General features: G+C 67.4%; 19 protein-coding genes. 13 read left to right on the plus strand and 6 right to left on the minus strand.

What is annotated here, in order from left to right; all coding sequences use genetic code 11:
• Positions 1 to 22 precede the first annotated feature (22 nt).
• The 5 genes from CSC76_RS07455 to CSC76_RS07475 all read left to right on the plus strand — a co-directional run bounded on the left by CSC76_RS07455 (position 23) and on the right by CSC76_RS07475 (position 9074).
• Positions 23 to 1807: an autotransporter assembly complex protein TamA gene (locus CSC76_RS07455; RefSeq protein WP_162109401.1), complete on the plus strand. Its 1785-nt coding sequence runs from the start codon at positions 23 to 25 to the stop codon at positions 1805 to 1807.
• An 80-nt stretch (positions 1808 to 1887) separates the two neighbouring features.
• The gene (locus CSC76_RS07460; RefSeq protein WP_162109436.1) at positions 1888 to 5634 is read left to right on the plus strand and encodes a translocation/assembly module TamB domain-containing protein; all 3747 of its coding nucleotides are present in this window, start codon (positions 1888 to 1890) and stop codon (positions 5632 to 5634) included.
• 1 nt (position 5635) lies between these two features.
• Positions 5636 to 6688 carry a winged helix DNA-binding domain-containing protein gene (locus CSC76_RS07465; RefSeq protein ID WP_162109402.1) on the plus strand — a complete coding sequence of 351 codons (1053 nt, stop codon included), beginning with the start codon at positions 5636 to 5638 and terminating at the stop codon, positions 6686 to 6688.
• A gap of 77 nt (positions 6689 to 6765) precedes the next feature.
• Positions 6766 to 8907 (plus strand): S46 family peptidase, encoded by a 2142-nt coding sequence (locus CSC76_RS07470; protein ID WP_238394902.1) that lies wholly within the window; start codon positions 6766 to 6768, stop codon positions 8905 to 8907.
• Positions 8904 to 9074, plus strand: a complete 171-nt coding sequence (locus CSC76_RS07475; RefSeq protein ID WP_162109403.1) for an oxidoreductase-like domain-containing protein — start codon at positions 8904 to 8906, stop codon at positions 9072 to 9074. The genes CSC76_RS07470 and CSC76_RS07475 overlap by 4 nt, the downstream gene beginning before the upstream one ends.
• Before the next feature lie 125 nt (positions 9075 to 9199).
• Here the strand turns inward: CSC76_RS07475 and mnmG are convergent, their stop codons facing one another.
• Both mnmG and CSC76_RS07485 read right to left on the minus strand, forming a co-directional pair.
• On the minus strand, positions 9200 to 11089 hold the full coding sequence (mnmG, locus tag CSC76_RS07480) for a tRNA uridine-5-carboxymethylaminomethyl(34) synthesis enzyme MnmG (RefSeq protein ID WP_162109438.1): 1890 nt from the start codon (positions 11087 to 11089) through the stop codon (positions 9200 to 9202).
• A 447-nt stretch (positions 11090 to 11536) separates the two neighbouring features.
• Positions 11537 to 12148 (minus strand): hypothetical protein, encoded by a 612-nt coding sequence (locus tag CSC76_RS07485; protein ID WP_162109404.1) that lies wholly within the window; start codon positions 12146 to 12148, stop codon positions 11537 to 11539.
• A 148-nt stretch (positions 12149 to 12296) separates the two neighbouring features.
• Here CSC76_RS07485 and CSC76_RS07490 point away from each other — a divergent pair, with 148 nt between their 5' ends.
• Genes CSC76_RS07490 through CSC76_RS07500 form a run of 3 tightly spaced genes read left to right on the plus strand, consistent with a single transcriptional unit; the run spans position 12297 to position 14347 of the window.
• Entirely contained in the window at positions 12297 to 13259 is a 963-nt protein-coding gene (locus CSC76_RS07490; protein WP_162109405.1) for a pyridoxal-phosphate dependent enzyme, read from the plus strand.
• Positions 13256 to 13864 (plus strand): YdcF family protein, encoded by a 609-nt coding sequence (locus tag CSC76_RS07495; protein WP_162109406.1) that lies wholly within the window; start codon positions 13256 to 13258, stop codon positions 13862 to 13864. The genes CSC76_RS07490 and CSC76_RS07495 overlap by 4 nt, the downstream gene beginning before the upstream one ends.
• A 45-nt stretch (positions 13865 to 13909) precedes the next feature.
• Positions 13910 to 14347, plus strand: a complete 438-nt coding sequence (locus CSC76_RS07500) for a ketosteroid isomerase-related protein (protein ID WP_162109407.1) — start codon at positions 13910 to 13912, stop codon at positions 14345 to 14347.
• A gap of 58 nt (positions 14348 to 14405) precedes the next feature.
• On the opposite strand, the gene bioC is transcribed toward CSC76_RS07500, so the two are convergent.
• The 4 genes from bioC to bioB form a co-directional block, all read right to left on the minus strand.
• Positions 14406 to 15305: a malonyl-ACP O-methyltransferase BioC gene (bioC, locus tag CSC76_RS07505; RefSeq protein ID WP_162109408.1), complete on the minus strand. Its 900-nt coding sequence runs from the start codon at positions 15303 to 15305 to the stop codon at positions 14406 to 14408.
• Positions 15302 to 16078, minus strand: coding sequence for a pimeloyl-ACP methyl ester esterase BioH (bioH, locus tag CSC76_RS07510; RefSeq protein WP_162109409.1), 777 nt, complete (start codon positions 16076 to 16078; stop codon positions 15302 to 15304). The genes bioC and bioH overlap by 4 nt, the downstream gene beginning before the upstream one ends.
• Positions 16079 to 16132: 54 nt before the next feature.
• Positions 16133 to 17332: an 8-amino-7-oxononanoate synthase gene (gene bioF, locus CSC76_RS07515; RefSeq protein WP_162109410.1), complete on the minus strand. Its 1200-nt coding sequence runs from the start codon at positions 17330 to 17332 to the stop codon at positions 16133 to 16135.
• Between the two features lie 124 nt (positions 17333 to 17456).
• Positions 17457 to 18533 (minus strand): biotin synthase BioB, encoded by a 1077-nt coding sequence (bioB, locus tag CSC76_RS07520; protein WP_162109411.1) that lies wholly within the window; start codon positions 18531 to 18533, stop codon positions 17457 to 17459.
• Between the two features lie 714 nt (positions 18534 to 19247).
• Here bioB and CSC76_RS07525 point away from each other — a divergent pair.
• The 5 genes from CSC76_RS07525 (at position 19248) to CSC76_RS07545 (ending at position 23865) form a co-directional block, all read left to right on the plus strand.
• A complete protein-coding gene (locus tag CSC76_RS07525) occupies positions 19248 to 20072 on the plus strand; it encodes a hypothetical protein (protein WP_162109412.1) in 825 nt (274 codons plus the stop codon).
• A 39-nt stretch (positions 20073 to 20111) separates the two neighbouring features.
• On the plus strand, positions 20112 to 20603 hold the full coding sequence (locus CSC76_RS07530; RefSeq protein WP_162109413.1) for a hypothetical protein: 492 nt from the start codon (positions 20112 to 20114) through the stop codon (positions 20601 to 20603).
• A complete protein-coding gene (locus CSC76_RS07535) occupies positions 20600 to 21112 on the plus strand; it encodes a GNAT family N-acetyltransferase (RefSeq protein ID WP_162109414.1) in 513 nt (170 codons plus the stop codon). The genes CSC76_RS07530 and CSC76_RS07535 overlap by 4 nt, the downstream gene beginning before the upstream one ends.
• A gap of 30 nt (positions 21113 to 21142) precedes the next feature.
• The gene (locus CSC76_RS07540; protein WP_162109415.1) at positions 21143 to 21739 is read left to right on the plus strand and encodes a hypothetical protein; all 597 of its coding nucleotides are present in this window, start codon (positions 21143 to 21145) and stop codon (positions 21737 to 21739) included.
• A 689-nt stretch (positions 21740 to 22428) separates the two neighbouring features.
• Positions 22429 to 23865 carry a hypothetical protein gene (locus tag CSC76_RS07545; protein WP_162109416.1) on the plus strand — a complete coding sequence of 479 codons (1437 nt, stop codon included), beginning with the start codon at positions 22429 to 22431 and terminating at the stop codon, positions 23863 to 23865.
• Positions 23866 to 23954 lie beyond the last annotated feature (89 nt).

Here is a 23954-nt window from a genome sequence, read left to right on the forward strand (position 1 = left end):
CCGCACCCGGTATCCTGCCCGCATGCGTCGACTCCCCCGCCTCGCCACCTTCGTCGTCCTGCTTGCCTCCACGGCGCCTGCCTGGGCGGCGGCCATCGTCGACAAGGTGAACATCGAGGGCCTGGACGACGAACTGATGGTGGAGAACGTCAACACCGCGCTCTCCCTCAACGACTCGCTGGGCAAGCGGCTGGCAGAGTCGCGCCTGGAATACCTGCTCGACGAAGCGGTCGCCGAGACACGCGAGGCGCTGGAGCCGTTCGGGTACTACTCGCCCACCATCACCGTCGACGCGCCGCGCACCGAAGCCGCCGACGATGAACGCCTGACGGTCACCGTGCGGGTGCAGCTGGGCGAACCGGTGCGCGTGCGCCGGCGGGACCTGTCCATCGAAGGCGAGGGCGGCGACGACCGCTACCTGAAGGAGGATCTGGAGGCCTTCGCGCCCAAGGTCGGCGACGTGTTCGACCACACGACCTACGAAGCCAGCAAGCTGACCATCGTGCGCCGCCTGGCCGACCGCGGCTACTTCGACGCCGACTTCACCCACCGCCGCGTGGAAGTCACCCGCGCGGACCACGCCGCCGACATCGCACTGGGCTGGGTCAGCGGCATCCGCTACGACATGGGCCCCACCACCTTCCTCCAGGACAAGTTCGATCAGGGCCTGCTGGACAAGCTGGTGTACTGGGAGGAAGGCAGCTACTTCCACCAGGGCAAGCTGGACCGCCTGCGGGAATCGCTGGTGGGGCTAGACTACTTTTCCAGCATCGACATCCAGGCCAACCCGGACAAGGCCGAGGACGGCCGCGTGCCGATCGATGTCAAGCTGGAGCTGGCCAAGCGCGACATCTACACCGCCGGCGTCAGCTACGGCACCGAGAGCGGCCCCGGTATCCGCCTGGGCCTGGACCGGCGCTACGTCAATTCGCGCGGGCACAAGCTGTCCACGCACCTGGACTACGCGCAGAAGCGCAAGACGCTGCTCACCCAGTACCGCATCCCCGCCTTCAAGTGGCTGGATGGCTGGTACACCGTCGGCCTGCAGGCCAGCGACGAACAGACCGACTACATCGACCTGCGCCATGTCGAGTTCACGGGCAGCCGCAGCGGGCAGGTCAGCGAGGACTGGACGGCAGTCGCCTCGATCCACGCGCTGCGCGAGCGTTGGCGCTATGTCGAGAACGATCCGCTTACCGGTCTGCCCGACACCGCCGTGCAGTACGCCACCTTCACCTATCCCTCGCTGCGCGCGGACTACACCAACTCGCCGGTCGGCTCGAACCGACCCGACCAGCTGGCCGGCTCCATCCTGCTGCGCGGCGGCGTGGAAGGCGCGGGCTCGGATGCCAACTTCCTGCAGTTCCACATGCGCGCGCGCTGGTCGCAGCAGTACAAGACCAACAGCGCGCTGATCGTGCGCGGCGAGTACGGCCACACCTTCACCAGCTCGCTGGTGGCCATGCCCCCGTCGCTGCGCTTCTTCGCCGGTGGCGACCGCAGCATCCGCGGCTATGCGTGGCGCGAAGTCGGACCGCGCCGGGGCGACTACGCGCTGGGCGCGAAGAACGTACTGACGGGCAGCGTCGAGTACGAGTTCTATCCCAAGGGCGGCCCCTACGGCGGTGCGGTGTTCGTGGACACCGGCAGCGCCTTCGACGGCACTCGCCCGCAGCTCAGCACCGGCATCGGCGTCGGCCTGCGCTGGCGTTCGCCGGTCGGGCCGGTGCGGCTGGACATCGCGCATGGACTGGATGATCCGGATTCCAGCTTCCAGCTCTATCTCAACATCGGGACCGACCTGTGAAGCGACGCGTACCCGACAACCTGACGCCCGAGGAGCGCGAAGCGCGCATCGCCGAGCTGCGCGCGCGCCGCCGTGCGCGCATGCGCACGCTGGCGATCCGCAGCGCGATCGGCACCGGCGTGCTGGTGGTGTTGCTGAGCATCGGCCTGTACTGGCTGCTGCAGACCGTCGCCGGCCGCGACGTGCTGCTGGCGCAGATCCAGGCGCGACTGCCCGCGGACGCCTCGCTGACGTACCGGTCGGTCGAGGGCCCCATCGCCGGTCCGCTGACCCTGCGTGGCGTGGATTTCCGCTGGGACACGATCCGCTTCACCGCCGACGAGGTCTACCTGGAACCGGACCTGCGACCGCTGCTCGGCAAGCGCCTGCGCCTGGACGTGCTGAAGCTGCGCGGCGCGATGCTCGACGTGCCAAAGAGCGATGAGCCGTTCGAGCTGCCGCACTGGCCCGACCTGCTGCCGCAGATCGAAATGCCGCTGGCGATCCAGGCCGACCGACTGGAGATCGACCGCTTCCTGGTGCGCCAGAGCGGGCAGCCGGTCATAGACATTTCGCGCGCGACCGGCGCCATCGACATCGGCAATGGGTACGTGCACGCGGAGAAGCTGGCCATCGCCAGCGACCGCGGTGCGTTCGGCGTGCAGGGCGACTACGCACCGCGCGACAACTACGACATGGACCTGACGGCGACCGGCGTGTTTCCGGCCGCGATGGGCCGCACCCCGGCCCGCCTGGGCCTGGTGGCCCGTGGCAATCGCGCACGGATGAACGTCGGCCTGGCCGGCGCCGCACCGGCGCCGCTGCGCGCCACGCTGACGCTGCGCGGCGAGACGAAGCCCACCTGGAACTTCGCCGCGAAAACCGAAGCGCTGGACCTGTCGCTGTTGGGCGTGATGGAGGACAGCACGCCGGTGGCATTCGACCTGGTGGCCAAGGGCGCCGGCGGTGCGGCGGATCTGCAGGGCTCGGTGCAGCAGGGCGATATCGCCGTGGTGATCGAGCCCTCGCATGCGCGCATCGACGGCGAAGTCCTGACCGTGGAGCCGCTGGCCATCCGTGCGTTCGACGGCTACGCCTCGCTGCGCGGGCGCGCGGATTTCACCGTGCCGGAGAATCCCGAGTTCCGCTTCGCGGTGAATGCCCGTGGTCTGCGCTGGGGCACGGAAGCGGACAGCATGATCGGCGCCGAGGGCGACTTCGGCCTGGCCGGCAAGCGGGAAGCCTGGGCCGCCATCGGCAAGGCCACGCTGACGCGCGGCGAGGACAGCGCGCTGCTGGAGTTCGACGGCCGCGGCAACGCCGAGCGCGTGCGACTGCAGACGCTGCGCGCCACCATGCCGACCGGCACGCTGGATGCGACCGGTACCGTCGGCTGGTCGCCGGTGCTGGACTGGGACGTGAAGGCGACGCTGGCCGGTTTCGATCCCGGCTATTTCGCCGCGGGATGGAACGGCAGCCTCTCCGGCAACCTCACCTCCAAGGGGCGCCAGCGTGAGGACGGCCTGTTCCAGGGCACGCTGGACGTGCCGAAGCTCGCCGGGCGCCTGCGCGACCGACCGCTGGACGCGCGCGGCACGTTCGCGCTGGACGGCCACAACGGCCAGGGCGATCTCGCGCTCTCGCTGGGCGGCAGCCGGGTCACCGCCAAGGGCAAGGTCGGCGACACGCTGGACGTGGACGCGGATTTCCGTCCGTTGAATCTGGCCGACCTGGCACCGGGGGCCAGCGGCACGCTGGCGGGCTCGATCGCGCTGGCCGGCGCGCGCACCGCGCCGGACATCGAAGCCGACCTGGGGGGCGAAAACCTGCGCTGGAACGACTGGAGCGCCGGCGCGCTCAGCCTGCGCGGCCGCCTGCCCTGGCGCAGCGGCAATGGCGAACTCGCCCTGCAGGGCCGCGCTGTCGATGTCGGGACGGTACTGGACAGCGTGCAACTCGATGCTCGGGGTGCGGTGGAAGACCTGCGCTTCGACGGCGATGCGCGCAACGCCATGGGCGCGGTCGCGCTGTCGGGCGCTGCGCGGAAGCGCGGTGCCGACTGGCATGGCACGCTCGACGCGCTGCGCATCGCCCCATCGAAGGGGAACCCGTGGACATTGCGGCAGCCGGCGCGCTTCGCGCAGAACGGTGCCAACTGGACGCTGTCGGAAAGCTGCCTGGGCTCGGACATCGGCGGCGCGCTGTGCGCCACGGCCAACTGGCCGCGACAGGGTTTGGAAGTCCGCGGCGAAGCCCTGTCGCTGGCGCTGGTCCAGCCCTGGCTGCCGCCCAGCAACGGCCGCCCGCTGACGCTGCGCGGTGAGTTCACCCTCGATGCGACGCTGCGCCCCGCCGGCAATGCATGGCAGGGCGAGGTGCACCTGGCTTCGCTGGATGGCGGCCTGAAGATGGGCACCACGGCGCGTGGCGAGATCATCCGCTACGACAACTTCACCCTCGATGTCGATTTCACCCCGCAGCGCATCCAGGGCCGCTTGGGCACAGGTTTCAAGGGCGACGGCTACGTCGATGCCACCTTCAACACCGGGTGGGATGCGTTCACGCCGTTGAAGGGCGACCTGTACTTCCACAACTCGCGCCTGTTCTGGATGGAACTGTTCTCTCCCGACCTGGTACGCCCGCGCGGCAAGCTGGCCGGCCACATCGGCGTGGCCGGCACGCGCGGGCATCCACTGCTCAGCGGCGAGGCGACGCTGACCGAATTCACCGGTGAACTGCCGGCGCTGGGCGTGTCGCTGGTGGACGGTGGCGCCGAACTGGTCGCGCTGTCGGACGGCAGCGCGCGCATCGACGGCAGCATGAAGACCGTGTCGTCCACCGGCGGCACCGGCACCGGCGGCATCCTCAACGTGTCGGGCACGCTGGGCTGGAACAACGACACCACGCCGCTGCAGTTCCAGGTGCGCGGCGACAACGTGCTGGTCGCCGACCCCACCGACCTGCGCGCGGTGGCGTCGCCGAACATCCAGGTGGGCTTCGCCGACAACACCATCCAGGTCCGCGGCGAGGTGGGCATTCCCTCGGCCACCATCGACGTGGAGAAGCTGGACGAAGGCGTGTCCGCCTCGGAGGACGTGGTGGTGCTGGACCCGGCCGATCCCGAGCGTGCGCCCAGTTCGCGGCTGGACCTGGACCTGTCGCTGAAGGTCGGCGATGAGGTCAAGCTGAAAGGCTATGGCCTGGAGGGCACGCTGGCCGGCACGCTGCACGTGCGTTCGCAGCCAGGCCGCGAGATGCTGGCCACGGGCCGGCTGGACGTGGATGGCCGTTACGAGGCCTACGGGCAGAAGCTGCGCATCACCCGCGGTGAGCTGACATGGAGCAACAACGCCGTCTCCGATCCGCGCATCAACATCCGCGCCGAGCGTGAGGTGGTCAGCGCCAGCGTCACCGCCGGCATCGACGTGACCGGCCGCGCCAGCCAGCCGCGCGCACGCGTGTGGTCCAACCCGGCCATGTCCGAATCCGAAGCGCTCGCCTACCTGGTGCTGGGCCGCTCGCTCAATACCGCCAGCAGCGACGAAAGCCAGCGCATCAACGCAGCCTCGTCGGCGCTGGGGGCGGGCGCCGGCCTGCTGGCATCGCAGTTGGGCGCGAAGATCGGCCTGGACGATGCCGGCGTGCTGGAGTCGCGCACGCTGGGCGGCTCGGTGTTCGGCGTGGGCAAGTACCTCTCGCCCAAGCTATACGTCAGTTACGGCGTGTCGATGATCGGCTCCGGTTCGGCGGTGACGCTGAAGTACCTGCTGCGCAAGGGCTTCGACGTGGAAATCGAATCCAGCACCATCGAGACGCGCGGCTCGATCAACTGGCGCAAGGAGAAGTAGCGTGCCGCCGTCGCTGACGGCGCGGCGCCTGCATGCGCAGGGCATCAGCGCGCCCGTGGCGGCATCTCCCGCCGGTGCGGTGCGCCATCTGGGCGCCATGCAGGCGCAGGACTACCACGCGGCGCTGTGGGCCGTCGGCCTGCGCACCCAGGGCGCCACGCTGGCGCAGGTGGAGGAGGCGATCGAACGCGGCGAGATCGTGCGCACCTGGCCGATGCGCGGCACGCTCCACCTGCTGGCGCGCGAGGACGTGCGATGGATGGTGGCGCTGCTGGCGCCGCGCGTGCAGGCCGCGAATGCGGCCCGCATCGCCCGCGACCTGGGACTGGATGCGGCCGCACTGACCCGGGGCCGGCACGTGGTCGAGAAGGCGCTCGCCGCAGGCACCCCGGTCACGCGGTCCGCGCTGTATGCCTGCATGGACGCCGCGGGCTTCGCCAGCGCCCACCAGCGCGGCCTGCACCTGCTGAACTGGCTGGCGCACGAAGGTGCGATCTGCCAGGGGCCGCGGCATGGCAAACAGCCGACATTCGTGCTGATGGATGCCTGGGTTCCGCCGAGTGCACCGCTGGGCCGCGACGAAGCCTTGCACCGGCTGGCGCTGCGCTATCTGCAGGGCCATGGACCGGCGACCGCCGCCGATCTTGCGTGGTGGTCGGGACTGACGCAGAAGGATGCGCTGCGGGCACTGGAGCTCGCCGGCCCCGCGCTGGAGAAGGAGACACGCGACGGTACGACGTGGTGGTGGCACGCCGACGCTCCCATCCCCCCACGGTCGCGCGCCATCCACTTGCTGCCCGCGTTCGACGAATACCTGATCGGCTACCGCGACCGCACGCCGGTACTGGACGCCCCGCATACCCGGCGCGTGATCGGCATCAACGGACTGGTCGCTGCCACGGCGATCGTCCAGGGCCGCGTGGTGGCGACGTGGAAGCGCGCCGGCGACGCCGACATCGCGCTCGCTCCGCTCCGCGCATTGGCGGACGCCGAACACGAAGGCATCCAGCGTGCGGCGCAACGCTGGCGACGCTTCCTTGGCGACGCACGCTGACGACCCGACACGGGTCGTCGTTGCCGCACCGCGGCCGAACCCGATATCGTGACTGTCTCCTCCGCTGGATCCGCACCATGCGCCGCCGACTCACGACGACCGCCCTCGCCCTGGGCATCGCCTTCGCCCTGCCCGTCCACGCCGACGAAGGCATGTGGATGCCCTCGCAGCTGCCGCAGCTGGCCAAGCCGCTGCGCGACGCCGGCTTCAAGGGCGACCCGAAGACGCTGGCCGACGTCACCGCCGCGCCCTTGAGCGCCGTCGTGCGCGCCGGTGGCGGCACCGGCGCCTTCGTCTCGCCGGACGGGCTGGTGCTCACCAACCATCACGTGGCGTACGGCGTCATCCAGTACAACAGCAAGGCCGAGCGCAGCCTGATCGACGACGGCTTCATTGCCGGCGATCCTGCCGCCGAGCTGCCTGCCAATCCGGATTTCCGCGTGCTGGTCACGGTGGGCTACGACAAGGTGACCGACGCCGTGCTGAAGGATGCGGCCGGCAAGACCGGACGCGCGTACTTCGACGCCGTCGACCGCGCCAGCAAGGCCATCGTCGCCGACTGCGAGCAGGAAGCCGGCGTCCGCTGCAGCGTGGCGAACATGTACTACGGCACGGACTTCTACCGCATCAAACAGCTGGAACTGCGCGACATCCGCCTGGTCTACGCACCGCCCCGCGCGATCGGCAACTATGGCGACGAGATCGACAATTTCATGTGGCCGCGCCACACCGGCGATTTCACCCTGCTGCGCGCCTACGTGGGCAAGGACGGCAAGCCGGCCGCCTACAGCCCGGACAACGTGCCCTATCGCGCGCCCGCGCACCTGTCGCTGGCGAAGGACGGACCGAAGGCCGGCGACTACGCGATGCTGGCCGGTTACCCGGGCACGACGTACCGGCACCGCACCGCCGCCGAGTTCGACGAGCAGGTCAACTGGACGCTGCCGGCACGCGTGGCGGTATTCGACCAGCTGATCGACGTGATCGAAACGGCCGGCAGGCAGGATGCCGACGCGAAGACGCGCTATGCCGCGCAGCTGCAGTCGCTGAAGAACAACCGCAAGCGCGCCGCGGGCGAACTGGAAGGCCTGCGTCGCAGCGATGCCGTGCGCGTCCGCGCCGAGGACGAACGCGGCATGCTGGCGACCGACGTGGCGGCGAAGGAGCGGGCGGACATCGACGCGCTTGCCGCTTCGATCGCCGGCGGCTCGGCCATGCGCGAGCGCGAACTGCTGCTGTCCCTGTTCGGTTCGCAGTCCCAGCTGATGCGCGCCGCGATCACCCTGGAACGGCTGCGCGTGGAATCGGCCAAACCGGACGCCGAGCGCGAGAGCGGCTACCAGGCTCGCGACCACGCCCTGATCGAAGGCGTCCTGAAGCAGGTGCAGCGCCGCTATGCGCCGGAGGTGGAGAAAGCCCTGCTCACGGCCTTGCTGACGCGCTACCAGCAGCTGCCGGACGCGCAGCGCCTGCCCGGCTTCGATGCCGCCTTCGGCCGCACGCCCGCCGCACTGAAACAGGCACTGGATGCGCTTTACGCGAACACGAAACTGGGCGACGAGGCCGAACGCCTGTCGCGCTTCGCCGCAGCCCGCGAAGGCAGGCCGATGGCGGCCGATCCCCTGATCGACCTGGCGGCGTCGCTGGTACCGGTGCAGCTGGCCCTGGAGCAGGAGCGCAAGACCCGCGCAGGCGAGCAGCTTCGTCTTCGCCCGGCGTACATGCGTGCGCTGTTCGCCTGGCGCCGGCAGCAGGGGCGCGCGCTGTATCCGGATGCCAACGGTACCCTGCGCGTGAGCTTCGGTAGGGTGGACGGGTTCTCGCCCCGCGACGGCGTGCAGTACACGCCGGTGACCACGGTCGCCGGGATCGTCGAAAAGAACACCGGCCAGGTGCCGTTCGACGCGCCGAAACCATTGCTGGATGCGATCGCGAAAGGCGACTTCGCCGGCACCGAAGATCCGGCGCTGAAGACGCAGACGGTCAACTTCCTCACCAACCTGGACACGACCGGCGGCAATTCGGGTTCACCGGTACTCAACGCACGTGGCGAACTGATCGGCCTGAACTTCGACAGCAACTGGGAATCCGTCAGCGCCAGCTGGATGTTCGACCCGCGCTACAAGCGCGCGGTGCACGTGGACATGCGTTACCTGCGCTGGCTGATGGGCAAGGTGTATCCCGCGCCCCACCTGCTGAAGGAAATGGGCGCCCAGTGAGGCCCGACGACGACCCCCGACCGGTCGAACCCGAGCCGCCGCTGCCCAGCGACTGCTGCAACAGCGGCTGCCCGATCTGCGTGCACGACCTGTATGCGGAGCAGCTGCAGCACTACCGGGAGCAGTTGGCGGCATGGAAGCAGCGGCATCCCGAAGAACCCCTGTAGGCGCGACGCAAGTCGCGACCGCACGCTTTCCCGCGTGCAAGGCTTGCTCTCCTGCATGGATGGTGCGTCGTCGCTGAAAATCCACGGTCGCGACTTACGTCGCTCCTACAACAGCCGAGCGGCGCTTACGCCACCCGCGTACGCCGCGCCCGCTCCAGGTGCACCAGCAGCAGCGAGATGGCCGCAGGCGTCATGCCGGGAATGCGCTGGGCCTGGCCGATGGTTTCCGGTTGCACACGTTCCAGCTTCTGCTGCACTTCGGCCGACAGGCCGCGCACACTGGCGAAATCGAAGCCCGCCGGGATCGGCGTGGATTCGTTGCGCTGCTGGCGTTCGATCTCGTCGCGCTGGCGGGCCAGGTAGCCGGCGTACTTCACGCCGATCTCGCCCTGTTCGGCGACCTGCGCATCGTCCACGGCGGGACCAATGGACGGCACCGCCATCAGCTTCGTGTAGTCCAGCTCCGGGCGCTTGATGAGGTCGAGCACGTTGGTCTCGCGGCTGACCTGCACGCCCAGCGTGTCGGCGACCTCGCGCCCCAAGGCATTCGCAGGCGTGGCCCACAGCGCACGCAGGCGGCCGGTCTCGCGCGCGATGGCCTCGCGCTTGGCTTCGAAGCGCTGCCAGCGCGCGTCATCCACCAAGCCGAGCGCGCGGCCGGTTTCGGTGAGACGCAGATCGGCATTGTCCTCGCGCAGCTGCAGCCGGTACTCGGCGCGGCTGGTGAACATGCGGTACGGCTCCTTGGTGCCGTGCGTGATCAGGTCGTCGACCAGCACGCCGAGATAGGCCTCGTCGCGGCGCGGCGACCAGGCCTCCTTCTGCTGCGCGAAGCGCGCGGCGTTGAGGCCGGCGAGCAGGCCCTGCGCCGCCGCCTCTTCGTAGCCGGTGGTGCCGTTGATCTGGCCGGCGAAGAACAGGCCGGCGACCGCCTTGGTTTCCAGCGACGCCTTGAGCCCGCGAGGATCGAAGAAGTCGTACTCGATGGCGTAACCCGGGCGCGTGATGTGCGCGTGCTCCATGCCACGGATGCTGCGCACCAGCGCCAGCTGCACATCGAACGGCAGCGAGGTGGAGATGCCGTTGGGATAGATCTCCGCGACATCGAGGCCTTCGGGCTCGACGAAGATCTGGTGGCTGGCCTTCTCGGCGAAGCGCACCACCTTGTCCTCGATGGACGGGCAGTAGCGCGGGCCGATGCCTTCGATCTGGCCGGAGTACATCGGAGAACGGTGCAGCGCGCCGCGGATGATCTCGTGCGTCTGTTCGCTGGTATGCGTGATCCAGCACGACACCTGGCGTGGATGATCGGCGGCGCTGCCCATGAACGACATCGCCGGCCGCGGATCGTCGCCTGGCTGCTCCTCCATCACCGAATAGTCGAGCGGGCGTCCGTCGATGCGCGGCGGCGTCCCCGTCTTCAGCCGATCGACCACGAACGCGCCTTCGCGCAGGCGCTGCGCCAGGGCGGTGGCCGGCGGATCACCGGCGCGCCCGCCGGCGTACTGCGTTTCGCCGACATGGATCTTGCCCGCGAGGAAGGTGCCGGCCGTCAGTACGACCGCCGGCGCATGGAAGGTCAGTCCCGTCTGGGTGACCGCGCCGCGGACGGCGCCGTTCTCGATGACAAGGTCATCGACGGCGGCCTGGAACAGTGTCAGGTTCGGCTGCGCTTCCCCCGCTCGCCGGATCGCGCTGCGGTACAGCGCGCGGTCGGCCTGGCAGCGGGTCGCGCGCACGGCCGGGCCTTTCGAGGCATTGAGCGTGCGCCACTGGATGCCGGCGCGGTCCGCCGCCCACGCCATCACGCCGCCCAGCGCGTCGATCTCCTTGACCAGGTGCCCCTTGCCGATGCCGCCGATGGCCGGGTTGCAGCTCATCGCGCCCGCGGTTTCCACATTGTGGGTCAGCAGCAGCGTGCGCGCGCCGGCGCGTGCGGACGCCAACGCGGCCTCGGTGCCGGCATGGCCGCCGCCGATGATGATGACGTCGTAGTGGTGGAAGCTCGGGCTCATGAGGCGGTAGGTGGCGGAGGCCGGTGGGCTATCGGATGGGAGGGCGGCGTCCTGCATGAAGGCAGGGGAAGTTGGCACGCTTCCTGCTGTATTCCCGTGCACCCGTCGTGGCAAGCGACCAGGGGCGCCGGGCTGGTAATTGGAACAGGGGCCAGCCATGCGCACGCCGGGGATGCCGAGGGGCCGGTAGTCGGGGGACTGCCGGCCCCTTTTTTCTGCGCGCAGGATACCAGAGCAAGAAAAAAGCCCGGCTTGGCCGGGCTTTTTGTTAGGCGCCGACGTCCGGCAGGGCCGGAACAGGGGGGATCCAGATTTCCCCACCGGACGTCGACATTGAACCTTTATTGCCGCTTACGTCAGAAAGCGACGCAACCGGTCAACTGATGTTCGCAGCCTGCGACGACGGCAGGGGGAAAGCAACGGCTCGGACCGCTCCGAGGCCCCGGATCAGGGTTCGCGCTGACGGATGGTGTTGTCCGAGCGGCCGGATGGACGCGGCGGCGGGGTCGGACGCTCGATCCGGGCAGGGGCCTGCCGCTCCATCCGCTCCATCCGCTGCGGGCGTTCGGTCGCACGGGGCGCCGAGGGCGCCGGCATCACCCGCGGCGGACGGTAGCCACCCCCGCCCACGCGCGGCTGGCTGGGCGACGGCAACGCCTGGCCCGCCCGGTTGGGGACCATCGGCTGTGAGCCGCCCTCACGCCAGCGACCGGTCGGGTCACGCCACGGGGGCGGACGGTTGCCGCCACCCGGCGGCTTGTCGCTGTCGCCGGGACGCGGCGGGCGCGGGTGATGGTGGGGCGGGTAATAGGGATAGTACGGGCCGTAGTACCCGTAATAGGGGTAATAGCCGCGATAGCCGTAGGGGCTGCCGTACCCGTAGCTGCCATAGACGCCGCCCCCGCCGTAATAGCCGCCGCCGTAAGGATCGTAGTACTGCGTGCTGGGCCGGCCGTGGTAGTAACCGCCCGGGGCGGTGTCGCCGACGTAGTCGTACGTCGCACAGCCGCCCAGGGACAGGCTGGCGACGGCAAGGGCGTACAAGGATGAGCGCTTCATGTCGGGACCCCCCGGGGATTCTGCAGGCAGCATCGGCCCGATGCATTGAATCCGTGCTTAACCCGTCCGGACGGTGGCCGTTCGCGTCCTGCCGGTGCGGGCCCGCTTCAGCCGGCGGCGAACCGCGACGATGCGTTAACCTTTCGGCATGTCGATGCCCCTGCCCACCTACGACGACGTCCTTGCCGCCGCCGCCCGTATCGCACCCCATGCGCACGCCACGCCCGTCCTGCGCTCGCGCGCACTGGATGCGCTGGCCGGCTGCGAGCTGCATTTCAAGGCCGAGCCGCTGCAGCGGACGGGCGCCTTCAAGTTCCGCGGCGCGTGCAACGCTGTATGGGCGCTGGACGAAGCGACGGCGGTCCGCGGCGTGGTCACGCATTCGTCCGGCAACCATGGCGCCGCGTTGGCCCTGGCCGCGCGTACGCGGGGCATCCCGTGCCACGTGGTGGTGCCGGAAGGCGCCAACGCCGCCAAACGGGCCAACATCGCGCGTCAGGGCGCCACCCTGCACACCTGCGCGGCCACCATCGCCGCCCGCGAGGCGACGGCGGTGCGGGTGCAGGCGGACACCGGCGCCCGCCTGATACACCCTTACACCGATCCTCATGTCATCGCCGGCCAGGGCACCGCTGCGCTGGAACTGATCAACGCGGAAGGCCCGCTGGACGTCCTGGTCGCACCGGTGGGCGGTGGCGGCCTGCTGTCGGGCACGGCGCTCGCCGTGGCCGCCACGGCGTCCGGCTGCCGCGTGATGGGCGCCGAACCGGCCGGTGCCGCCGATGCCGCCGAATCCCTGGCCGCCGGTGAACTGCGCGTGGACTTCATCCCCGATACCCTCTGCGACGGCCTGCGCGGCACGCTCGGCGCACCCAACTTCGCCCTGCTGCGCGCGCACCGGGTGGAGGTGGTGACCGTGCCCGATGCCGAAACGCTCATCGCGATGCGGCTGCTGTGGGAATGCCTGAAGCTGCTGGTGGAACCCTCCTCCGCCATCGCCCTGGCCGCCATCCTGCGCCAGCGCGAGCGCCTGGCCGGACAGCGGGTCGGCGTGATCCTGTCCGGCGGCAATGTCGACCTGGACGCCCTGCCCTGGAAGGCCGCGGCATGAACGCGCGTCGCAGGAAGCCCCGGCGCGGGGTGTTCGGCTGGACCTGGCGGCTGCTGCTGGTGGTCCTGTTCTGGCTCGCCGGCGTGGCCGCCTACATCACCTGGGTCGGCCAGCGCGACGACGCCCGGCCCGCCGATGCGATCATCGTGCTGGGCGCGGCCGCCTACGACGCCAAGCCGTCGCCGGTGTTCGAAGAGCGCATCCGCCACGGCATCGACCTGTACAAGCGCGGGCTGGCGCCGAAACTGATCTTCACCGGCGGCTACGGCGGCGTCGGCGCACGCTTCTCCGAGTCGCAGGTCGCGCGCCGCTACGCGTTGCGCCAGGGCGTGCCCGACAAGGCGATCCTGATCGAATCGCTGTCGCGCAACACCCACGACAACCTGCGCCAGGCATCGCTGCTGATGCAGCAGCACCAGCTGCACGACGTCATCGTGGTCAGCGACCCGCTGCACATGGCGCGCGCGCTGCGCATCAGCAAGGAACTCGGCATCCGCGCGGTCGGCTCGCCCACGCCGACCAGTCGCTTCCGCACCTTCGCCACGCGCTGGCGTTTCCTGCTGCAGGAAGTGTATTTCTTCCACCGCGACCGCCTGCCGCGCTGAAGGCGTGGCGTATCATCGCCAGCTCGCCCACCACCCGGATCCGCCATGAAGATCGACGGCACGCGCCGGCAGGACCGCGCCACCGAACTCGTCCTCAGCTACTACGCCGCCTTCAACCGCGGCGACTGGGAAGGCATGCTGGCGATGCTGAGCGAGGACGTGGTGCACGACCTCAACCAGGGCGCGCGCGAAGTGGGGCGCGAGGCGTTCGCGGCCTTCCTGGGGCGCATGAACGCCAGCTACCGCGAACAGCTGCGCGACATCGTGGTCCTGGTCACCCAGGATGGCCTGCGCGCCGCCGCCGAATACGTGGTGCATGGCGAGTACCTGCATACCGACGAAGGCCTGCCACCGGCGGATGGCCAGACCTACGCGCTGCCGGGCGGCGCCTTCTTCGATATCCGCGACGACCGCATCGCGCGCGTCACCAACTACTACAACCTGCAGGACTGGATCCGGCAGGTGCGCCGCGACAATCCCTGAGCCGGCGCGACGCGTAGCGGGCCGCAGCGAGCCCGTGCGATGAACCTACGCGGTGAAGCTACTCGCCGCGTCGCCGGATCGGGATCTTCGACAGCGGCACCGCCGCGATGTCCTCCCCCTGCTCACGTATCGGCGCGCCCGCCGGCGGCGCCCAGGCATGGGCGTAGATGACGTCCCAGGTGCTGGGCAGCTTGCCGTCCGCGCGACGCAACGGCTCGTAGGCTGCCGCCGCGGCCGCGAAGCGCGCGCGACCGGTCAGCGTATGCCGGCGATGGTGCAAGGCGTTGGTCGCGCCCATCGCGCGCAGTTCGCGCATCAACGCCGGCAGGTCGTCGTAGGTCAGCGTGAAGCGGTCACGGTCGAGCACCGGATCGCGGAAGCCGGCCAGCATCAGCGCATCTCCGAACTGGGCGATGGTAGGGAACGGGCTGACATGTGGCGCATCGTCGGCCTGCGCGAACGCATCGCGCAGTTCCTGCAGCGTTTCCGGTCCGAACGTCGAGCACACCAGCAGGCCGCCGGGCTTCAGTACGCGGCGAAAGCCGGCGAACGCGGCCGGCAGGTCGTCCACCCACTGCAGGCTCAGGTTGCAGAACAGCACGTCGACGCTGGCTTCCGCCACGGGCAGTGCACGCAGGTCGGCGCAGACGCGCTGGAACGGCTTCCACCAGCCGGCCTGCTTCTTCGCCTCGCGCAGCATGGGCAACGCCAGGTCCAGTGCGACGACCTGCGCCTTCGGCCAGCGCTTGCGCATGGCGGCGGCCGCGTGCGCGGGACCGCAGCCCACGTCCAGCACCACCTTCGGATCGGCTGCATCCTGGCCCTGCCGCAGGGCGAAGTAGTCCAGCGACTCCAGCAGGCGCTTCTCGACTTCGTGCTGCAACGCCGCCGCCGCATCGTAGCCGGCGGCCGAGCGCGAGAACGCACGGCGGATGTGGCGATGGTCGAACGTGCTCATGCCGTGGCTCCGAGCGGCAGCGCCTGCATGAAGCGGTCCACGTCGGCCGCCACGCGGTCGGCGTGACCCAGGAACGGCGCGTGGCCACCGCCGGCGATCTCGACGAAAGTGGCTTGCGGCGTGACGGCGGCAGACGCCTGCATCGCTTTCGTCGGCACCAGCAGGTCGCGGCGCCCGGCCAGCCACAGCGTGGGTACGGACAGTGCCGGCAGCGTTGCACGCAGGTCGGACTGCTCGAGCAGGTGCAGGCCCTGCTGCAGGGCTTCGGGTGCCGGCTCGCCACGCGCGTACAGGTCGTGCTTCAGCGTGCGTAGTTCGCTGCGCGCGTGCTCGGAACCCATCGTGTCCAGCGCGAGGAACCGCTCCAGCGTGCCGGCGTAGTCGTTGCGCAGGTCGTCGCCGAACTGTGCGAACACGCGGCCTTCCACGCCATGCGGCCAGTCGCCGTCGCGCACGAAGCGCGGCGTCGCCGCGATCATGGCCAGCCCACGCACCTGCGACGACGATGCCGCCGCATGCAGCGCGAACAGCCCGCCCAGCGACCATGCCAGCCAGGCGGCCGGCGGCGTGCGGGCGAGGATGGCGGTGACAGTGGCGTCCAGCGTCAGCGGAACCTCGCTGTCACGGCTGAAGCCGTGCCCGGGCAGGTCGACGAGATGCAGCGTGTAGCGGTCGGAGAGCCGCTGCACCAGCGGGGCGAATACGCCGCCATGCAGCGCCCAGCCATGCAGCAGCACCAGGGAGGGGCCGCTGCCGAGGGTTTCGATATGCATGCGGCGTATTGTCGCCGATCCCGCGTGCCCCGGGATCGCAGAAGGGGGTTCGCCTCAGGCCACGGCGCCATGCACGCGCTGCACCGCTTCCCACGAGCGCGCCAGGGTGTCCATCAGACCGTCCACGTCCTGCGGCGAGTGCAGGGCCGACAGGGTCACCCGCAGCCTCGCCTTGCCGTCCGGCACGGTCGGCGGCCGGATTGCCGGCACCAGGTAGCCTGCACTGTCCAGCGCCGCCGCCAACGCGAGTGCGTTGCCATCGCTGCCGCACAGCACCGGCTGGATCGGCGATTCCGAGGCCATCAGCTGCAGTCCGGCGCGCTGCGCGCCGCTGCGGAAGCGGTCCACCAGCGACTGCAGCTTCTCGCGCCGCCACTGGTCGCGGCGCGCGTGCTTCACCGCCACGCGGGTGGCCGCCGCCAGCGCCGGCGGCAGCGCGGTGGTGTAGATGTAGGGGCGCGCGGTCTCGGCCAGATGCTGGATCAGCGTCTCTTCGCCCACGACGACGGCACCGTAGCCCCCCAGCGCCTTGCCCAGGGTGACCAGCTGCAGCGGCACGTCGGCCACACCCATGCGCGCTTCGGCCACGCTGCCACGACCTTCGGGTCCGCGCACGCCGACGCCGTGCGCGTCGTCCACGAAGAACAGCGCCTGCTGCATGCGCGCGACCAGGCTCAGCGCACGCAACGGCGCGGTGTCGCCGTCCATGCTGAAGACGCCGTCGGTCGCCAGCATGGCGGCGCCGTCCGGCTGCAGCTTCAGCTGGCGCAGGGCGCCTTCGGGATCCAGGTGCGGATAGCGGCGCAGCTTGGCGCCTGCCAGCCGCGTGGCGTCAAGCAGGCTGGCATGGTTGAGACGGTCCTGCACGCAGACATCGCCATCCTCCAGCAGCGCCTGCTGCACGGCCAGGTTGGCGAGGAATCCGCTGCCGAACAGCAGCGCACGGGGATAGCCCAGCCAGTCGGCGATGTCCCGCTCCAGCCCGTCGTGCGCCGCATGGTGGCCGCTGACCAGATGCGATGCACCGGCACCGGTGCCCTCGCGTGCAGCGGCGTCCTGCAGTGCGTTGGTGACTTCGAACTGCTGCGCCAGGCCCAGGTAGTCGTTGCTGCTGAACTCCGTGAGCCAGCGGCCCTCGACCTCCACCCGCACGCCATCGCGCCGGTTGACGGTGCGGCGCGTGCGCTGGCGCGCCAGGGCCACGCGCTGCTGGCGCTGGGCGAGGATGCGGTCGTGCAGGTCGGGGCGTGTCATGGGTTCGGGACCGGGTACGGGAGCGCGCATCGGCGGCGGCCGGGACGCGCCGACACCGACGCGCCGGGACGCGATGCCCGCGCCGGCGTGATGGCCTTCGTCCTGTCCCCTGTCGTGCCCCCGACTACGCCGCCTGGCCGCAGCACGGCGCAGGATGGGTGATGTCGGCGTGCACCGTACCGCTGCCGGCGCCTTCCATTCTGTGATGGTCGTGCACGTTTTCCACCTGCACCTGCATGGGTCGCAGGCCCAGGCGCGCGAACAGGGCCTGGTCGCGCTCGGTGTCCGGGTTGCCGGTGGTCAGCAGCTTTTCGCCGTAGAAGATCGAATTGGCTCCGGCCAGGAAGCACAGCGCCTGCAGTTCGTCGCTCATCGCCTCGCGGCCGGCCGACAGGCGCACCATCGAGGCCGGCATCACGATGCGGGCGACGGCGATCGTGCGGACGAACTCGAACGGATCCAGCTCGGTGGTGCCGTGCAGCGGCGTGCCGGCCACCTGCACCAGGCGGTTGATCGGCACCGAATCCGGATGCGCCGGCAGGTTCGCCAGCGCCTGCAGCAGGCCGGCGCGCTGGTCGCGCGATTCGCCCATTCCGACGATGCCGCCGCAGCAGGTCTTCATGCCCGCATCGCGGACATGCGCCAGCGTGTCCAGACGGTCCTGGTACTGGCGGGTGTGGATGATGTCGCCGTAGAAGTCGGGTGCGGTGTCGAGGTTGTGGGTGTAGTAGTCCAGGCCCGCCTCCTTCAACGCCTGCGCCTGCGCGCCGCTCAGCATGCCCAGCGTGGCGCAGGTCTCCAGGCCCAGCGCCTTCACCCCGCGGATCATCTCGGCGACCTTGGGGATGTCGCGGTCCTTGGGCGAACGCCAGGCCGCGCCCATGCAGAAGCGCGACGCCCCGGCGGCCTTGGCCTGCGCGGCCTTCGTCAGCACCTGCTCGGCGTCCATCAGCTTCTGCGCAGCCACGCCGGTGTCGTAGCGCTGCGCCTGCGGGCAGTAGGCGCAATCCTCCGGACAGCCGCCGGTCTTCACCGACAGCAGGGTGGAGACCTGGACTTCCGCCGGATCGAAATGCGCGCGATGCACGGTCGCGGCCCGATGCAGCAGGTCCGGGAACGGCAGGTCGAACAGCGCCAGCAGCTCCTCCCGTTGCCAGTCGTGGCGCAGCAGGGAGGTATCGCTGGAAATGTGAGCGGACATCGCGGCCTCGGCGGATTACAGTCGCGGAAGTCTGGAAACCGGGCCCCGCCCTGTCAACCGCATGGATGCTCCGAAAGTTGACGGCTGGTGGCGCCGGGCCGGCCGGTCGCTGCTCACGCCATGTAGAAACGGGCAAAAAGCAGGATTGATTGCGCCATAAGGCGAGACTCGTCCCATCAAAAGCTGGGATTTTTTTGATGAATGAAAAATGAACGGCGGCCGACAGATGCACCAATCTTCCGTTATCTACAAGGAAATTGGCCGAATGTCGCCAAAAGTGCAGCTCGGATGTCGGCTTTTAGCCGCAGCCTTGCGACCTAACCGAGGCTGGATGCGATCAGTTGTGCTCTGAGACGCTGAATCCAGATTCGGGGCTGCTGGCGCTGAAGTTAGCTCGCTCACCTGATCGGGCCTGTTTCCAACCAACGCTTTAAGACGTGCCAACACGGCGCGGGCGTCCGACTTGCCGCCCAGCTTGACGAAAGAGATTCAGCTGCATGTTTCCCTCGGGCACTGAAGCGTGAGGCTCGCAGGCGTGTTGTGGTGACGCTCTGATCTGCCGCATACCGAGGGGTAAGTGCCCCTGCCGCCCCGTGCTCGCGTTCACTTGTTGGGCGGCCGAGGTCGACCTAAGATCGCTCTAAATGGGGAGGCGACCCTGTGTCGCTATCGAGCACCGGGGGGGCGGAGCTCGACTTCAGGAGCTTTCTAGACATGGTGTCGTCGACTGCGTTCTCGTTCTCTGTCGTGACCAATGCTGCCCACCTGGGCGCTGCGGGTCGCTCGGTCGGTGCGCACTTGGCCGCAAAGCTGGAATGCTTTGGATCAGACGAGCGGACCCTGACCGATGAACTCTGCGACATGTTGTGCCTCTGGCTTAACCACCCAGGACCACACTTCATATCGGGTGGCGCCCCGATCCACCTGGATCTATCGAAGACGACAGCCAAGCAGGAAGCCAAAAATGGGGCGGATCTGCGGCTGGTGGTGAGCTCTGTCCATGGCGCCAAGGATTGCCTTCTCCAAGCCAAGGTGTTCGATACCTCCACCGGCAAGCTTCGCGGGAGCTATGAAAGGCTCAGGAAGCAACTGCTCAAGGCCAGAAATACTTGTGGCAGCCTGGCCTTCCTGCTTGTGTATGTTCCTGCCCAGCATCTGGATGGTGCCTCGCACGGTTATGGCAGTTGGGAGCAGGGGTTCTGCAAGGCCTCTCTGCCAGGGGTCTCTTCAGGCTTTGGTGGCACTGCCATCCCCGTCGACAAGCTGCTGGATGCGAAGGGCAGGTGGATAGACAAAGTAGACAAGGTGCCGCACTCCCACGGCCACTTCGCAAACGGACTTACCGTTGCGCAGCTCCTGCTGGAGCTGATGGTCTGCCTTCGAGGTAGCTGGCGACTACCTGGCAACGGATTGGTCTTAGCGCCCGAGGGGGATCGCGAGCATTTCATGACGCTCAGTGCCTTCGTATCGTCTGATGCATCCTGGGCGACCCTGCAGGATGAAGCACGTGCCGCCATCAATCCGCCGCGGGACGGCTAGCCGCCTGTCCCTTTCCAATCAGATCGGTCACAAATAGGCATGATGATCCAAGCCCTCCTGACGTCGTCCGTTATCGCAGCACTTGTTGGTGCTTTCGTGGCGCTGCGTTCATCTGAGCGCAGGATTGCCATCGAGAACATCACTCAAGAGCGCGCCAAGTGGCGAGATAAGATTCGTTGTAGCGCCGCAGAGGTTGCCGCCGCGCTAACTTCCCAGGACGCCGCAGGCTTGGCAAAGGCCAAGCTTGCCTTGTCGCTATTGCTGAACCCGACGGACCCAGATGATCGCGCCATCATCAACGTTATCTCCGGCGACGACCTAGGAGCTACCCGGGCCGAAGAATTCCACATCCATGTTTCGCTGCTACTCAAGCACGACTGGGAACGCGCCAAAAAGGAATCCACGTCCTTGCTGCCGAGGCAGAAGGTAACCCGCCTTTCCTATCAGGCGTACTTGGCCACCCTGGGACCTAAGCCGGCGCCGGCTGGAAAATCGTCGACTGCCGTCGGGCCCGTACAGGAGCTGGCATGAGCGAACTAAGTTGCCAGGTGAAAGCGCCAGCCGAATTCAGCGACGAAGAGCTAAAGGATTTCACTGCGTTCGTGCTGGCCGGCGGCGAGGTCATGGCCCAAGGCCTGCAGGGCCGGGTGGAGAACGCCTATGCGCTGGCCTTCCTGCGCTCCGGACGAGGCTTGATAGGCGTAGCCGGCCTGAAGCGCCCAAGTAACCGGCATCGTGCCGAGGTCTCGCAGGGTTCGGGGGTGCCTATCCCTGAGGCTGAATTCGAGCTTGAGATGGGATGGATTTTTGTACTGCCGAGTGCACGAGGTGGCAAGTCGCTTCCATTGTGCACGCAGCTCTTGCTAGCAGCGGGCGTCCGTAGCGTGTTTGCGACCACCCGAGCAGGCAACCCCGCCATGCACAGGACGTTAGCGAAATTGGGGTTTGCGCGGGTGGGTCAAAGTTGGCCCTCACGCGAGGGTGACGATGAGCTTCTGCTTTTCGTCAGGGGCATCCAAAGAGCGACCGATGTTCCGTAGTACAGCAGACTGACATCGAGCGGAGACGCAATGGGCGACTGGGAATTCTTGTACGAAATGAACGATCGCGGCTACAGCCCGGAAGAAATTGCCGATGCCGCCAGCTGTGGTGTCGCGCCATGGGAATGGAAGTACCTCAGCAAGGAATGGATCGACTCACAGCTGGAAGGAGCACCCGAGGCTGCCTACGATGTCGAGCCTTATGAGCCTTTTCAGAGCAGAGAGGGATTCCCCTATAGCGTTGTGGAGCAAACAGAGATATTCCACGACCTCGTGGATTGCGCGCAGCGCCATCTCGAGAATACCGGTCGTTACCTGCAGGTTTGGGGAGAGCTGGGAGAGATATATGCCGAGATCAGATTCGGCCTACGTCGACACGCAACGCACCGCGCCGGTTCCGATGGGACTATTCAGGGCAAGCTTGTCGAGGTGAAGACGATTTCGCCCGAGAAGTCCAGCGATCGCGTGCTCGTAAAGAGTCAAGGCGACTTCGAGCAGTTGCTGATCATCCACATCGATCGGCAGTTTCAGTTTCAGGGAAAGCTGTTCGACCGAGCTGAGCTGAAAGGGGCTGAGGGAAAGTTCCTCCGTGGACGCCTGGAACCCGGCATCGGCGAGAGCGTGTAAACAAGCGAGCCAGCCCTAATGGTACAAGAGGTTGCCGTTGCCGCGATCACGGTCGCCATAGGGATGATAAGCCTCTGCGCCTGTGCCGCGTCCGCTTGGCCGTCCGCTCCTTATGGCACGACCTGAGATGGGGTAGCAATGTATTGGTCATTGCCACAGATACTTGCCGGCGCCGTGTCCGTCTCCCTCAGCAGGACAAATCGTGGCTTGGCCTGATGGCTGCCTTCACTCTTACTCTTACGGCAACATCGCCGATCCATTTCGCCGAAGTGAAGGCGTAGTACGACGTTGTTTATGACCACCATGCCCGTGAGATTTCGGTGATTCCATCCGCGAAGACGTTGTATTTATTCTCGTAGACTCTTCCGCCTACCGTGACATCTGCGATGCGATAGCTAACACAGTAAGTCTTCATGAATCGCCCCTGCGGACATCGTGGCCCGTCGAGCCCCCAGTTCCTCGCATTGCGCGCTGCCGATGACTCGGTTCGATTCTCAACAGCCAAAATCTATGATTCATGATGCTCAGCAGCCAGGCATCGTGCCTGTGTGAGAAGATGCGTCCTCGGTAAATGCACTTACCTAAGCGATTCTATTGAGCGATAGTAGCAAGCGCCTCCAAGCGAGTCGGATCGAGTTTCGGACCCGTCATTGGCGTAGCATTGATTAGAGCTGACAAGGAGCGGTCTGATGGGACAAGCCAAGCGCAGGGGCAATTTCGAGCATCGCAGACGCGAGGCCATCAAGCGCAACAAGAGGCTCGCCATCGCAAGTCTGGGTGAAGGCGACACTCAGCGACAATCCGAGCTTAGACTTGCGTTAGACCTCTTTCTCAAAGGCCTAGGCCCGGAGCAGTGGGCAGAGAGAAGGGCCGGCGTTATTGAAATGCTTAACGGCGCAGTGGCCGATATGGCGAACAGACCGTTTGTGCCCCTGCGCGTTCAGAAGGATGAGATTGCCTGGTATCTGCTGCTCGCAGAGCTCGCGCTGGATGATCCCTTCAGCCAAGAGATCAGCCAGGCATCGCGCATCCTTCCCATCCTTACGGCCATTGGCATGCGGCTAGGCCACTTGCCCCGCGTTACCGGCATGGACGAGAAGGTCAATGATGCTCTCACTGACTATAGATCTGACCCCGACGGAACCTTGTTCGAGATCCTCGTCGGCTTGTCCTACGCCGCAGCAGGCTGGGACGTAGAGTTCCTGGCATCCACTCCACTGGAAAAGAAGCCGGATCTTCGCGTGACCAAGGGTGGCCGGGTGCTGTTCGTCGAATGCAAGCGATTGCAACGTAGCTCGGAGTACGGCGAGAAGGAGAGACAGAAATTCCTGGAGATGTGGGATGGCGTGGCGGAGCTTCTGATCGAGAACCGTCAGTGGCTCTGGCTAAGAGCTGACTTCAGGACTGAAGTAAGTTCCCTGCCGAAGTCGTTCTTGACAGACCTATTGGCCTCGGCACTGCCAGCTCCCGCTGGGGAGACCACGATCTACGACGGTCCAGAAGCGAAGATCGACGTCCGCCATATTGACCAAAGCAAGGTCGCCGAGCACATGGCAAAGTACTCTGTGAAGCTCAACTCGCCGGCATTGACGACGCTACTGGGGGGCGATTGGGCACCGCTCGACTCTGCCGTGAGCGTTGCGCATATGATCCAACCGGAATTCGTGAAGGACAGCCCTATCCCCTTTCTCGGCGCCTACGCCGATAAGATAGGCTGGGCGTCGGGTATCACGCGCAAGTTCAGCTCGGCTCGATCCATCGCAGGCAAGGCGCGCGACATACGCAAGCGCGTCGCGGACGCAGTCGCCCAGGTGCCGGCGGACGTGGAGTCGGTCGTTCACGTTGCCTACGAAACCATGGATGGCCCTGAGGTCGAGCGACACAGGTTCGAGCGGGTGACCGAGACGTTGAAGCGATTCACTACGGACAAGCGCCTCGTCAGTGTCAGGGTGCACATGATGCAAGCCCACCAAGTCCTGGACGGCATGTGGGATTTCGAGGAGACGGTACTTCCTTGGAACCGTATTCCAGATCATACCCACGATATTCCGGTACAGGTTGTTGTTGAGCCCGACGCAACAATGCGCGATGGAAGCCATTGGGAGCCGGGTTCGTTCTCGCGATAGTCGTTTACTGAGCTCGCCGCCAGTACGAACATGGATCTATTGAGATCTGCAGGTGATTGGCAGCAGTTCTTGTCGTTTGTGATCGGCTC

Source organism: Pseudoxanthomonas mexicana (genome assembly GCF_010093385.1).
GTDB lineage: Bacteria > Pseudomonadota > Gammaproteobacteria > Xanthomonadales > Xanthomonadaceae > Pseudoxanthomonas_A > Pseudoxanthomonas_A mexicana.